The organism is Tateyamaria omphalii, from assembly GCF_014651375.1.
In the GTDB taxonomy this organism is placed as follows: Bacteria; Pseudomonadota; Alphaproteobacteria; order Rhodobacterales; family Rhodobacteraceae; genus Tateyamaria; species Tateyamaria omphalii.
In genome coordinates, this window is the sequence record NZ_BMWT01000010.1 from 1 (window position 1) to 13943 (window position 13943).

At 58.8% G+C, this 13943-nt stretch carries 13 protein-coding genes; 1 reads left to right on the forward strand and 12 read right to left on the reverse strand.

Features of this window, described 5'->3' with window-relative positions; all coding sequences use genetic code 11:
- From IE087_RS21905 to IE087_RS21925, 5 genes are all read right to left on the reverse strand, one after another.
- Positions 1–1935, reverse strand: a 1935-nt coding sequence (locus IE087_RS21905) for a M10 family metallopeptidase C-terminal domain-containing protein (protein ID WP_229801530.1), incomplete at its 3' end; no start/stop codon positions are given.
- 30 nt (positions 1936–1965) lie between these two features.
- Entirely contained in the window at positions 1966–2346 is a 381-nt protein-coding gene (locus IE087_RS21910) for a hypothetical protein (protein WP_189371707.1), read from the reverse strand.
- 147 nt (positions 2347–2493) lie between these two features.
- A complete protein-coding gene (locus IE087_RS21915; protein ID WP_189371709.1) occupies positions 2494–3918 on the reverse strand; it encodes a mannose-1-phosphate guanylyltransferase/mannose-6-phosphate isomerase in 1425 nt (474 codons plus the stop codon).
- A gap of 293 nt (positions 3919–4211) precedes the next feature.
- Positions 4212–5294, reverse strand: a complete 1083-nt coding sequence (locus IE087_RS21920; protein ID WP_189371710.1) for a ParB/RepB/Spo0J family partition protein — start codon at positions 5292–5294, stop codon at positions 4212–4214.
- Entirely contained in the window at positions 5287–6687 is a 1401-nt protein-coding gene (locus IE087_RS21925) for an AAA family ATPase (protein ID WP_189371713.1), read from the reverse strand. The genes IE087_RS21920 and IE087_RS21925 overlap by 8 nt, the downstream gene beginning before the upstream one ends.
- Positions 6688–7264: 577 nt before the next feature.
- Between IE087_RS21925 and IE087_RS21930 the strand changes: the two genes are divergently transcribed.
- Positions 7265–8545, forward strand: coding sequence for a replication initiation protein (locus IE087_RS21930; RefSeq protein WP_189371715.1), 1281 nt, complete (start codon positions 7265–7267; stop codon positions 8543–8545).
- Between the two features lie 56 nt (positions 8546–8601).
- Here the strand turns inward: IE087_RS21930 and rfbA are convergent, their stop codons facing one another.
- The 7 genes from rfbA to IE087_RS21965 all read right to left on the reverse strand — a co-directional run bounded on the left by rfbA (position 8602) and on the right by IE087_RS21965 (position 13871).
- Entirely contained in the window at positions 8602–9474 is an 873-nt protein-coding gene (rfbA, locus tag IE087_RS21935; protein WP_189371717.1) for a glucose-1-phosphate thymidylyltransferase RfbA, read from the reverse strand.
- Entirely contained in the window at positions 9471–10328 is an 858-nt protein-coding gene (gene rfbD / locus IE087_RS21940; RefSeq protein ID WP_189371719.1) for a dTDP-4-dehydrorhamnose reductase, read from the reverse strand. The genes rfbA and rfbD overlap by 4 nt, the downstream gene beginning before the upstream one ends.
- Positions 10319–10990, reverse strand: a complete 672-nt coding sequence (locus tag IE087_RS21945) for a sulfotransferase family 2 domain-containing protein (protein ID WP_189371721.1) — start codon at positions 10988–10990, stop codon at positions 10319–10321. The genes rfbD and IE087_RS21945 overlap by 10 nt, the downstream gene beginning before the upstream one ends.
- 43 nt (positions 10991–11033) lie before the next feature.
- Positions 11034–12077 carry a dTDP-glucose 4,6-dehydratase gene (gene rfbB / locus IE087_RS21950; RefSeq protein WP_189371723.1) on the reverse strand — a complete coding sequence of 348 codons (1044 nt, stop codon included), beginning with the start codon at positions 12075–12077 and terminating at the stop codon, positions 11034–11036.
- On the reverse strand, positions 12074–12634 hold the full coding sequence (gene rfbC / locus IE087_RS21955) for a dTDP-4-dehydrorhamnose 3,5-epimerase (RefSeq protein WP_189371724.1): 561 nt from the start codon (positions 12632–12634) through the stop codon (positions 12074–12076). Before rfbC ends, rfbB begins: the two co-directional genes overlap by 4 nt.
- Before the next feature lie 80 nt (positions 12635–12714).
- Positions 12715–12885 carry a hypothetical protein gene (locus tag IE087_RS21960; protein ID WP_229801531.1) on the reverse strand — a complete coding sequence of 57 codons (171 nt, stop codon included), beginning with the start codon at positions 12883–12885 and terminating at the stop codon, positions 12715–12717.
- Positions 12882–13871: a DUF2793 domain-containing protein gene (locus IE087_RS21965; RefSeq protein WP_189371726.1), complete on the reverse strand. Its 990-nt coding sequence runs from the start codon at positions 13869–13871 to the stop codon at positions 12882–12884. The genes IE087_RS21960 and IE087_RS21965 overlap by 4 nt, the downstream gene beginning before the upstream one ends.
- Positions 13872–13943: the final 72 nt, after the last annotated feature.

The following is a 13943-nucleotide window of genomic DNA, read 5'->3' on the forward strand; positions in this document are numbered from 1 at the left end:
CGTCCCTCCGTTCAGATCGTCGTTGCCCTGCTGGCCGAACAACCCGTCCGTGCCCTGGCCCCCGATCAGCACATCGTTCTCGGCACCGCCAAACAGCCGGTCAAAGCCCTGGCCCCCGATCAGCGTATCCTCGCCCCCGCGACCAAACAGGTTGTCGGCCTGGTTGCCACCGTCCAGGCTGTCATTGCCGTCGCCGCCGTCCAGCAGGTCAAAGCCACCGTCGCCAAAGATCGTGTCATCACCGGCCTCGCCGAACAGGCCATCCACCGTAATGCCCACGTTGGACCCGCCCCGGATCACGTCATTGCCATCGCCGCCAAAAACACGGTCCGCCGTTGCACCTGAGGACAACGTGTCATTCCCGGCGCCGCCGAACAGCTGGTCAAAGCCCACATCGCCAATGATCAGATCGTTGCCATCATCGCCAAACAGCGAATCCGCCCCGTCACCGCCCAGGATCGTGTCGTTGTCAGCACCACCTCGGATCGTGTCAAAACCGATACCACCGTCAATGCTGTCATCTCCGGCACCGCCCTCAGCGCTATCGTTCCCGATCCCCAGGCTCAGCACGTTGTTGGCGGAATTGCCTGTCACCGTGTCGTTGCCGCCCCCCAGGATCGCATTCTCGATCACAGTGCCGCGTGCGATGGCCAGAACGTCGTTGGCCGCGCCGATGTCCGAGAATTGCTCGGCCCTCAAATCCAGCCGCACCGGTGCGTCGGTATAGGTCCCGTCGAACGTATCCGTGCCGCTCACATCATAGATCGTAAAGACCATCGCACTGCCGGTGACATTGGCCGAAGTCTGCCCGGTCGACAGCCACGTGAACAGCTGGTCCATGTAATTGCCCAGGCTCGAATTGACGCCATAGGTCGTGTCGCCTGCAGTGGCCGTGCTGGCACCCGGTGCGCCGTACAGGTTCTGGATCGCGACAATGTCAGCCATCATAGGTCCAGCCGTAAAGGCATAGCCGGCATCGACAGTCGTGTTTTCGTTCTGGTTGAAATACGACATCACCGACATCTGCCAACTGTCATTGGTGAAATAGGTGTCGTTGGGGTAGCTGGCACTGCCGTTGTAGCCCCCTTGGTGCCCCAACCCGATCGCGTGTCCAATCTCGTGCACATAAGTCTGGAAGGAATAGCTATCGATGCTGGTGCCGTAGCTGTTCAGCCAACCGGTGCCCACATTCAGTTCGACGCCGCTGCTTGATCCACCATTCGGACGATAGGCAAATGCACCGCTTTCGTTGTCGTCAAAGGTGATCATTTCGCTGCCGAACGCCACCTCCTGAAAATCAAGGTTGGCCACCATCTCCCAGGCTTCCATTGCCCATCGTGCCAACTGCTGACCAGCTGCGGTCAAGCCCGACAGGTTGACCGTGATGACATTTGATGAGCTGGTGTCGAATGTGTATTGCTGCCCACCCCAATAACCGTTGGTCAGATAACCCGCCAACTCATCCAGCGTTCCTTCAATGCCAGACGGCGGATAAGTGTACGCTTCTGTAACACTGAGCCGGTAATCTCCGAAATTTGTGTTCCAGGCATCTGCGACCAGATAATAGGTTCCACCTGTCGTCACATTAAAGTTGATGAACGAATCCCGTGTTCCGCCGCTGTCATCGTTGGATGTAACAAGCGTGCCATTGGCATCGTAGATATACAGGTAAGGATCCGGGTTTTCCGTTGCCGTACCCGTTCCCGCCAGCGAAATGTCATAGCTTTCGCCAGCAGTCAGGGTAATGCTGACCCAATCCTCGTCGCCACTTCCATTGATTGTGCCCAGAAAACTGTCGCCTACTGCCATCGAATTAGTGGTCGAAATTCCATCCGGCGCGTTTACATCCTCGAAAATGTTTTGCAGCAGCGGATCAGGTCCATTGCCATGACGCATGGGGTCAAAGGTCTGGGTGGCAAAGCAAACTGTACACATTCGTTCGGGTCCGTTCCTAATTGAATAAAACTATTTGGACGCAGCCAAAATAGACTGCAATTCTGGCGATTTTGAGACAAGAGCCTGCGCAAATTCCTGCGCCGCAATGGACGACGTAACGACATTGCCACCCGCAAGCTGGTGCACAGGCCCCTGCCCCATTGCCCCGCCAGGCACGCGCCAGCTCAGGTATCCGGAAAAGAGATCAACGTCCTGCGCGACATGAAAGGTGACGCGCAGGAACTTTGCGCCTGCAGGGGCTGGGTCAAGCCGGATAACGTGATGTGGCACATGCACCGCAATTGAGCGCACAAGCGCCTGACACAGCGCTCCTGTCTCGGTTGGGCACTCGACAAACAAAACAGGCCGTTCAACCTGACGCGCCTCTACACGATCCGTTGTTTGCACCATGATACCTCCCAGCAGCACTGCGCCAAGGGCGCAGATACCTGCAAGGACAGTATTTCGCCAACCACGAACCACTAACTCACGCACCTTCCCCCCGGGTCCAGCGCGTGCAGATTACACGTAAAACAAGTGTACAGACAAGGTCAGGTCTCAGCCCTTGGCGCCCTGCCCTCGTGCATACACGTCCTCGTACCGGATGATGTCATCCTCGCCCAGATACGTGCCCGTCTGAACTTCGATCAGAACCATTGGTACCTGGCCGGGGTTTTCCATCCGGTGCTTGGCACCCAGCGGGATGTAAACGGATTCGTTTTCGGTCACGAGCGTGACACTGTCGTCCACGGTGACACGCGCGGTGCCTTCGACAACGATCCAATGTTCAGCGCGGTGGTGATGCGACTGAAGGCTCAGCGACGCGCCGGGATGCACCACGATCCGCTTGACTTGGAACCGATCGCCAATCACCAGACTCTCGAACCAGCCCCAAGGGCGGTGGTCCTTTGGGAAATGCTCCGCCTGCCCTGCCCCGCGCGCCTTCAGCTTGGCAACAGCGCCCTTTACGTCCTGTGCCCGGCTGGCATCCGCAACCAGAACCGCGTCAGGCATAGCGACGGCAATGACGTTCTCCAGACCAATTCCGACCAGCTCCAAACCGTCGTGCTCGGATCGCAGCAAGGTTTCTGAACAATCAATGGCCGTGGCATTGCCCGAGGTCGCAGTCCCGTCCGAATCCCGGTTACTTGCGCGCAGGACCGCGTCCCAACCGCCCAGGTCGGACCACGCTCCGCTATAGGGCACAACCGACAGGTTGCTGGCACGTTCCATCACAGCATAGTCGACCGAGATGTCCTCGACCTTGCTCCACGGCTCAACTGCCAAACGCAGAAAGCCCAGGTCTGGGATCGCGTTGGCAACCGCGTCGGTCACTGGGGCCACAAGGTTCGGCGCATGTGCCTTGAAGGCATCGATAATATCAGATGCGCGGAACAGGAAAATCCCGGCATTCCACATGTGTCGGCCTGATGCGACCAACTCGGCGGCTGTTTCCGCGTTTGGTTTTTCTACAAAACGCACAAGCGCGGCAGGCGCATCTGTGGCCGGGGCTTCAAGCTCAAGGTACCCGTATCCGGTTTCAGGATAGCTTGGCTGAATGCCGAACGTGACCAGTTGACCGGATTCAGCGGCAGGCACGCCAGCCTCTACAGCAGCACAAAACTCGGCGTCCCCCGGAATCATATGATCCGATGGGCACACCAACATCATCGCATCCGGGTCTTCGGCATGCAGATGCAGGGCTGCCGCCAAAACGGCAGGCGCGGTGTTGCGCCCCTCAGGCTCAATCAGCACCGTTGCCGGATCAATTCCCACGGCTGCCAACTGCTCGACCACAATAAATCTAAAATCGGAAGCGGTGATAATGACAGGCGATTCAAAACCGCCAAGACGACGTGCCGATGCCTGGAAAAGGGTCTCTCCTCCAAGGATAGACGCAAATTGCTTGGGATAACTCTTGCGCGAAAGCGGCCACAACCGCGTGCCGGAACCACCGCACAGCAATACAGGCGTTATGGGCATGGATGGGTCTCCAAATAGAACAATTCAAGAACATTTTTCAATGCTGCGCCGCAACACGCCTGCGGGATACACCGCCCCACAGAATGGGTCGACCCAAGATCGACGCGCGCTCCATCAGCAGCGGAAAACAGTGCGGAACCGCCACAGAACGGATGTTCAAATTAGACTCGATTTTGCTGCCAAAAGCAGTCTCTACATAGCGATTTAGTGCCGGAATCAGTCGGTATTTTTGATCGGCGGCATTTTGCACACGCCCAGGTTTCGCGCGCGAAACCGGCCAGCTTGCCCTTAGTTCAAATCTCTTCCAGCAGGTACTTGATTCGATCCATCACCTGTTCAATCAGCTCTTCGTTGACATGTGGGCCACGCAAGCGAATGGCGTATCCATCCTCGGTCTGGACCCGTTCCATGGTGACTTTGTTGGCAAGCTGCACCGGCGCCGAGCGCTCCACAACTTTGCGCGGCCGGCCGCCCCGACTTGGGTCCGGGGCAATGCCTTCGATGACCTCGATCAAGGGTTCCAGAACAGCCCACTCATCGGCGGCATTGGCGATGGCATGGCTCTCCAAAGCCTGCCGCATGTTTTCGCTCTGCCCTGCCCTCAAACCAGCCGCAACACGCAGGCACTGGCGTTCGCTCAGATCGGGTCCAAAGCGCAGCATATCTCCAAGCTCTTCATGAACGAGGGCAAAAGACCGAATCTTGGATCGTTTGGCCTTTGACGCAGACGAGAACAGCACCCCAACCGCCTCATCCACAGAAGCAAACACCCCTTCATGCACGGCCACCGCAGCCGCCCTGCCCCTCTCATACTGGCTCAATCCAGATCGGATTTCATTCTCTTCGATCATCGCTACGACCGCCGCCGCTAGGCTATCAGGCGACCGGACAAAGGCTGGGATCGTCTGGTGATTTTCACCTCCAGACAGCGCATTCAGTTCCCGCACAGCAGCCAAGCGGCGGAACCCCGAGATCAGCGCATATCTGCCCGCAGCTTCAGGGTTCGAAGGCTCGAACACCTCGATAGGCAAACGCAGCCCGTGATCCGCGATGGACCGTCTCAATTCGGCCATCTCTTCTTCACCCAGCGCCACGCGATCACGGCTCAAGGCGTCTGCGCTAATCTCTCCGATCGGCAACTCAACAGCGACAAGACCTCGCGCCTTGGCATCCTTAAACGCCTCGACTTCGGCAGCGGTGCGCGCCTGCTCTTCGCGGTCGGCAAGGGAGCGTGGATCGGCGTGCAGAGCCGCGTCGGCAGCGACATCCGCTATCGGCGCACGCCGGGCCGGGGGCGGGGTTTCGCGCGCGAAACCCTCCTCGATTTCCTTTAACGCTTCGGCGGATGGAACCTCTAGCTGTCTGCGCTTAGCCATTGGCCACCTCCTGCTCCGTGTGCGTCCGCTCCTGATCATCACGCCACCACGAACCTAGGAGAATCTCTTTGAATTCTGCGTAAGTCCGGTCGAATGTCTCGCGCCCACGGACATAGGTGGCGCGGTTGAAATCGCGGTAATCGGCCTCGTAAATCCCGCTCACGCTCTCGCCTGCCTGCCCAACCATGGACGTGTACTCCTGCCGATAGGCGTTGGTCATATCCCCGAAATATGCCTGGATCACGTTGGCCAGATCGGTCTGCTGGCTAGCGTCAAAACGGGTAATGATAGCCCGAACCACATCCCATTCGAATTTCATCTCCGGCAGCCCGGCCCGTCGTCGCGCAGCATTCTCCCCATCCTCGATCGAAGAGAATGTGGAATAGAGCATATCGAAGAAACGACCGGTGGAATCGAATTCCAGGAACGAGGCACCAAGGGGCACCAGGATGATATCGGCGGCCGCCAGCGCGTTGATCGTCAAGTAACCGAGGGCAGGGGGCGTATCCAGCAGGATGATGTCATACTCATCCAGCGCACCCCCATCGTCGAGCGCATTGGTAAGCGCATCCCAAAGCTGCCAGTTGCGCAGGTTCATACGCCAGACGGGGATCTGGAACTCGGCCCAGTAGAGGTTCAACTGCGCCCCGATCAGGTCGATATTTGGCCAGTGGGTTTTCTGGACCACGTTTCGCAGCGAAACCCCCAGGGCTTCGGTGAGCGTCTCATCTAGCGGAAATTCAGGATCACCCCCCGCAGCGCGGACCCGGTTTTCGGCCTGCAATTGGGTCGCATAATCGCGGGCGAGGAGAGGGAAAACCGTTTGCCATTCATCCTCGACCGTTCCGCCCATGATCGAGGTCATGGAGCCCTGACTGTCGAGATCGACCACCAGCACCTTGTATCCATCAAGGGCTGCCGACATGGCCAGATGCGCGGCGCTACTGGTTTTGCCCACGCCGCCTTTGAAATTGGCGACAGCGACGACCTTGGCTGGCAGACCTTCGGGGCGGTAGGGGCGGTATTCCTTGGTGCTGACCCCTTCGGTTGCGAAGTGATCGCGGAGGGTCAGGATTTCTTCGAGGCTGAACCACTTGGCGCTGCCTTGACCTTCGCCCTGGGGCAGGTCGGGATTCTTGTTCAGTACCCGCCGCAGGTGGGCTGGGGCCACGGGGATCAGATAACGGCACACCTCCCAAGTCGAAAACTTGCGCAGCTTCTTGCGCCCATCGGGGGCATAGCCACGCTTGGCCAGATCATCCCGTCCGCGCCCGGCAAAAGCGGCGGCCTTCGCGAATCGGGCCGTATCAACAGGGTCACTCAGCTTGCCTGCCGCGGTCTGCGGATCGAGATTGAAGTATGGGGGGAGGGGGGTGTCAGACTTGCGGTCCATGTGCTGCTGCCTTGCCTAGATCATCTTTTTTCGATGTTATCGGGCAAATCATCGCACATCTTGCGCAACAAGTGAATCGCAAAGAAGGAGCGTATCTTTTTGAGTGGAGCTGAGGTTTCGCAAGCGAAACCATGTCTTTCATCACTCTATCATACAAGAAAAAGGACAACATATACTTGTTGACCTTTGATCAGGTTTAGAATCTTTGCGACATGAATAGTTATTTTTAACAAACACTTATTGGTGTGTAGGTACCTTAATGCGGTCTAAAAGGAACCCGTATGCAGGATCATAGGCACCCATGTACGGGACAAGAGGGTCCGATTCGCAGGGGGAGAGGAACCCAAACGCGGTGCCCCTTGATTAGAGATGCTTTTTCCGGGGTGTTTGCGACTCACTGCGCGAGGTTATCCCCAGACTTGCCCACCGTTTCGGCTTTGGGTACCCGTTTGCGGGATAGCCTGATCCCGTATTTGGGTCCCCAAAGAAATGTTGGGCGCGGGCACCTTTATATGTCATACTGCACGGCAACACCGCCACAAGAGCGGAAGATGAGGCAGTGACAGCAGAGGCCCCTATGGATGCTTCCATTCCCCATGACACCCTGACCGGTGCACTGCGCCGTCAGTCTGTCAAAAAGAACGTGGCGGCGATCCACGTGTCAGGCAAGCTGACGCTGTTGCAGCGTAAGCTGAGCAACGTCCTGTTGCTTAACGCCTATGACGGGTTGGTGACAAAGACGAAGCACCAGATTGATGCGCGCACCTTGTGTATGATGGTGGGGTACAATTCCAATGACATGGATACGCTGAAACAGTCTCTGCGCAGCCTTGCAGAGACGACGGCCGAGTGGGACATGCTGGATGCCAACGGACGGCAGGAGTGGGGTGTGTCGGCGCTGTTGTCTTATGCCAAGCTGTCGGGTGGTGTTTGCGAATATGCTTATTCACCGGCCTTGGCCGAGAAGCTGCACGACCCCAAGGTCTTTGCCCTGATCAATCTGAACATTCAGCGGCGGTTCACATCGGGTCATGCCCTAGCCTTGTATGAAAACTGCTATCGTTTCGTGCGCACGGGGTCGACGGGTTGGTGGCCGCTGGACCTCTTTCGTCGTTTGATGGGGGTGGATGGCAGTGCCTATTACGAGAGTTTCAAGCATCTGAACGCCAAGATCATCAAGCCGGCGGTGGCCGAGGTGAACAAGACGTCGAACATCCTGATTACGCCTGAGCTGCACAAGATGGGACGGCAAGTGTCCGAGATCAGGTTCCTGATCAAGGAAAACCCGCAGCTTGCCATGTTGGACATTGATGATGGGGCAGGGGTGCGGCAGGGGGCGGTCTATGCCGCGTTGATTGATCTGGGTGTGAGTGACCGTCTGGCCCGTCAGTGGATTTCTGAACATGGCGAAGACTATGTATCGGAGAAGATCGTCTATCTGAAGGGCAGGGGGAGTGTTGAAAGCCCCGTGCGCTATCTGAGCGCCGCTTTGCGCGACGATTATTCTGCGCCCAAAGCCCCGGAACCCAGTGCGGAAGCTGTGGCGGCTGCCGAGGCACGCAATGCGGCCCAGTCGGTGCAATCAGAAGCCGATGCAAAGCGGGAGGCAGCAGTGGCGCAGGAGCGTCGAGCCCGCGCCGCCACGATGGCCCGTGTGCAGGAGCTGGTCGAGGCCCGGACCCCGACCCAGCGGGATGCGGACCGCCGGTTGTTCCTGAATTGGCTGGATGATGAATTGATGCGCAGCGAATTTGCGCGTCTTGGCTGGGCGTCCGCCCTATGCGCGCCGCGTATGGTGGAGTTTTGGGAAGATCTAGTGCCCGGCGCCTTTCACGAAGTCACCGAGGCAAGCGCTTAGATCACCCAACGCCGCTCAAATATAGGCTCTGAAAAGGGCGTTGGGTGTGTTTTGGCTTAGCCCAGCAGCCCCTTGAGGTATGCTCCGTAGCCGTTCTTGGAGAACATGCGCGCCCGTTCAAGCAGCTGTTCGTCGGTGATCCAGCCGTGTTCGTGTGCGATTTCTTCGAGGCAGCCTGTTTGCAACCCTTGCCGGTTGGTGAGCGTCCGCACGAAATTCCCTGCATCCAGAAGGCTGCCATGGGTGCCGGTATCAAGCCATGCATAGCCGCGCCCCATCCGGTTCACTCGCAGGGCACCGTCGTGCAGGTACATTTCCAGCAGCGAGGTGATTTCAAGTTCGCCCCGATCAGACGGTTTCACGTCCGCGGCCCGGTTCGGCGCGTCGCCATCTAGGAAATACAGGCCCGTCACTGCGTAGTTGGAGGGCGGGTTGGTTGGTTTTTCGATGATCTCGCGCGCTATTCCGTCCGCGTCGAAACCCACCACACCGTAGCGTTCGGGATCGGCTACGTGGTAGCCAAAGACCGTGCCGCCGCTGGTCTGCTTGTCCGCCTCGGCCAGCAGGTCGGGCAGGCCGTGCCCGAAGAAGATGTTGTCGCCCAGCACCATGGCCGAGGGCGCCCCATTCAGGAAATCCTTGGCCAGCAGATACGCCTGTGCCAGCCCGTCCGGTGACGGCTGTGTGATGTATGTCAGCGAGATGCCCCATTGGCTGCCGTCTCCCAGTGTGCGCTGAAACTGGTCCTGGTCCTGCGGTGTGGTGATCATGGCGATGTCGCGGATGCCTGCCAGCATCAGCACCGAGATCGGGTAGTAGATCATCGGCTTGTCGTAGATCGGCAGGAGCTGTTTCGAGACGCCCATGGTGATCGGGTAGAGCCGTGTGCCGGAGCCGCCGGCGAGGATAATGCCCTTGCGCTGTGTCATGTGGTTTTTTCCAAATTGTTAAGTATGTCTTTGAGGCCTTGGCCCCAATCGGGCCGGGCGATGCCGAACGTGTCGGTCAGGGTGGAGCAGTCGAGCCGGGAATTGGCAGGACGTGCGGCCGGGGTTGGGTAATCGCTGGAGGGGATGTCGGTAACGGCGCAGCTGATCCCTGCCGCGTCGAAGATCCCGCGTGCGAAATCCGCCCAAGAGCAGTCGGGGGCACCGGAGAAGTGGTAGGTGCCGGACTTGTCCGGGTCCTTGATCAGCTGCAGCGCCATGGCGTGGCAGGCGGCGGCGATGGCGCGTGCCGGTGTGGGGCCGCCGATCTGGTCAGCGACGATGGTCAGTGCATCGCGTTCTTTCCCGAGCCGCAGCATGGTTTTGACAAAGTTGTTGCCGTGCGCTGACACCACCCAAGATGTGCGCAGGATCGCGTGGGTGGCACCACTGGACCTCACAGCCTCTTCCCCGACCAGTTTGGACCGCCCGTAGGCGCCTAGAGGGCCTGTAGGGGCTTCTGTGGGCCATGGAGCGGTCCCGGAGCCATCAAACACGTAATCGGTCGAAATGTGCACCAGGGGGACGCTGAGGGCCGCGCAGGCCTGTGCCATGGCGCCGGGGGCGTGCCCATTGATGGTGGTCGCCAGCACCTCTTCCTCTTCCGCCTTGTCGACAGCCGTATAGGCCGCTGCGTTGATGACTGCGGTTGGTGCATGTTTGCGAATCGCGTCGGCGCAGGCCTGTGGATCGCCCAGATCGGCTTCGGCCCGGCCCAGACACAGGGTGTCAGGCAAAGCGGCCAGTTCGGTGGCGACCTGCCCTGATTGTCCAAAGACGAGAATCTTCAATTGCATGTCTCCGTTTGTGGTTCCGGCACTGTGCCATAGCCGAAGCGCCTGTAGTCGTTGCCGTAGAGCTGAGCGATGCGGTCAAAATCCTGTGGTGTGAGCGTCAGTGACACCGGAGGTTTTTTCATCCGGATCAGCCGGTTTGCAAGCACGTTGATCGCCTTGATCTGGCGCGGTCCGTCGGTATCTTCCGACAGCTCATCCAGCCAAGCGATCAGCGGATCAAGTCCGTCTTCAAGGTGAAAGACCGTCGCGTCTTTGGGCACCGTGTCTGTCATCGGGCGCAGGTGCCCGTCATAGGCAAAGGGGTCGTTCATGTCGTCGGTCACCTGATCCAACCACGGTGCAAAGTCGGTCTCCGGGTCGATCCGCCCCTCGATGTCGCGCTGAAACAGGAAAACGCTGCGCAAGCGCAGGGCAGGGTGGCGCACCACGGAAAAGGAGGCGTCCACAAAGCCATCGGGGACATAGTCCTGCCGGATTGCTTCTGGCATGTGTTGCGGCGATGTGCGCGACCAGCGTTCTGGTTCAGGCGATTGCCCATACTTATTGTGCAGCAAGGCCAGAGGCCCGAAACGGCCCGCCAGATAGTTCTCGATCGACATGCCAGCGCATTTCGGAACATGGGCAAAATACACAAGCTTGGACCCGACACGTGCCAGTGGCATCACGCACCCTTTCGGTTGCGCCGCAAAGGGGCAACCAGGCGTGTCACGCCTTGGTGCCCAGACGTTGGCCCACGCCGCTGCGATCCTGCAGCGGGCGCCACCACGCCTCGTTGTTAAGATACCATTCGACGGTGCGCCGCAGACCTTCCTCGACGGTGACGGATGGGCGCCAGCCCAGTTCATCCCGAATGCGGGCCGGATCGATGGCGTAGCGCGCGTCGTGACCGGGACGATCCGTCACGAATGTGATCTGATCCGCGTAAGACCCAGAGGATTTTGGCCGCATTTCATCCAGGATTCCGCACAGGGTCTGCACCAGCTCAAGGTTCGTCCGCTCGTTTTCGCCGCCGATGTTGTAAGAACGGCCAACTTCGCCCTTCTGAACCACCAGAAGCAGCGCGTCCGCGTGATCCTCGACATAGAGCCAGTCGCGCACGTTCGATCCGTCGCCATAGATTGGCAAATCCTTGCCCGCCAACGCGTTCAGAATGATCACGGGGATCAGTTTTTCGGGGAAGTGATAAGGGCCGTAATTGTTCGAGCAGTTGGTCAGGACAACCGGGAGACCGTAGGTTTCGGCCCAGGCCCGGACCAGGTGGTCGGACGATGCCTTGGAGGCCGAATAGGGGCTACGCGGGTCGTAAGGTGTTGTTTCCGTGAACATTCCTGTTTCGCCAAGCGAGCCGAAGACTTCGTCCGTCGAGATATGGTGGAAACGGAAACTGTCGGGGCGGCCCTCCCGGTCCCAATGCGCGCGCGCCGCTTCCAGCATCTGGAACGTGCCCATGACATTGGTTTCGATGAAGTCGCCGGGACCGTCGATGGACCGGTCCACATGGCTTTCAGCCGCGAGGTGCATGACCGCGTCCGGGGCGTGTTCCTTGAAGATCTCATCCAGGGCCGCGCGATCACGTATGTCGGCCTGCACAAAGGTGTAGTTTGGGGCGTTTGCCACCGGTGTCAGATTTTCAAGGCAGGCTGCATAGGTCAGAGCGTCGAGGTTGATTACCTCGTGACCGTCCCGCACGGCCTGTCGCACGACGGCGGACCCGATAAAACCGGCACCGCCGGTTACAAGCAATTTCATTCTTTGGCCTCGTAAACAAATGGACTGTCAAAATCATCGAGTGCAGGCGCGGCTTCGTCCTTGGTGGACAGCACCGGCGTACCTTCAAAATTCCAATCGATACCGCAGCTGTTCCATGCTACTGCGCCATCCGCTTCGGAGTCGTAATAGTCCGAGCATTTGTAAATGATTTCGGTGTCGGGCGTGCGGGTGACAAACCCGTGCAGGAACCCTTCGGGGATCAAAAGCTGGAGACCGTTTTCAAAGGTCAGATCGTATCCAACCCACTGTCCGTAGGTGGGCGAGCCGCGGCGGATGTCCACGGCCACGTCAAAAAGGGCGCCACGTCCGCAACGGACGAGTTTTGCCTGTGCAGAAGGGGGGGCTTGGAAATGCAGGCCACGCAGTGTGCCTGTGGCGCTGGACATCGAATGGTTGTCCTGCACGAATTCAGTGTCGATCCCATGCTGCGACAGGGTCCGACGGTTCCAGCTTTCGCTGAAGAATCCCCGATCATCGCCAAAGCGCCGCGGCTCGAGCAGTAAAACACCGGGAAGGGCAGTTTTGGTAACGTTCACGAGGTACCCCTTTGCTATACAGGGATCGCATAGCAAAGGGACTGACGGGTGTCACGGGTGCAAGCAGGGTCCGGTGGGGATTACCGCTTATCGTTTTGGGCCTTGCCTGTCTCGCCGTCATCATCGGTGTGCAGTTCTGCCAACAACTGTTCTTCTGTCATATGGGCTGGTGCGGTTACACGCCCGAGGCCAGGCAGTTCAAAGGTGCGATATTCGGTTGGTGGCTTTTGTATCATGGTCTGTCCAATCATTTTCCGAGGGTTGCGAGCGTGAAAAAGCGGTTCGAGCCAAGGCGGTTTTCAATATACATGCGTCTGGTGCTGCTGCTGTTGTCGATGGACACGTTGATTGTGCCATCCGGGCCGGTGGTGCCGTCGAGCGCGCCGGACAGGAAATTCAATGTGCCAGGTGGGTTGATGAACAATCCCCCGAAATTCGACGCGCCGGACAGGGATCCGGTGATGGAGAACAGGTAGTAGCGCCCTGCGATGTTGACAGACATCCACATCAGGATGCGGGCCGGGTTCGAGAACGGAATATCGAAACCGTAGGCGTCATCATTTGTGATGAACACGTCTTCGAAATAGGTTTTGCCCTGGGGAAATTGCACGGCCCCATTGCCTGCATCCGCAACAAGCGCGGTTTTGAAGGCTGTGCCATCAGCAGACACCTTGATTGCGAAATCATCATTGCCTGCCGTGCCCATTTCCGCGCGACCCTCAAATCCCGTTTGAAACAGCAGGCTGGCTGTGTCGTTCGGGTTGGCCTTGTTCAGCTTAAGCTGGTGTCCGCCGCCAGCATGGTTGAGCAGCGTGGCGTCGGATGAAACGCTGAGGCGGTTCGTGGTGTCGGCGGTGGTATTGATGCCTGCAAAGGGCGCGTTTTGCAGTGGCTCGGCCGCTGGTGTCACCCACGTGGTGCCGTCAAAACGCACCGTTCCGCCCGTTGCCAAAACATCGGCGCGCCACCCGCTGTTGGGCGCGTGAAAAATCCATGCGGCATCCGTCCAAACCGCGACGTTGTGATCGCGGCCTGCCCAGGCACCTGATCCACCGGGTGCCACGATATAGCGCGCGCCTTCGCCTGGTTGCGGGGGAGGTGCGTTCAGGTCAGTTGAGATCACGGCCAATTGCACGATGGCATCGAGCTGCCTTAGCGCCTCGTTGTGGGTCACGTGTTTTTGCGCCTGTGAAGGCTGGATATAGGGCATGGACAAGATCGACGAGCGGTCTGGCATGGGGGTGGTCCTTTCGAAAGGTTATAGCGCGGTTAACGCGCGCAACCCTGTGACCGGCGCGGTTAACATGCC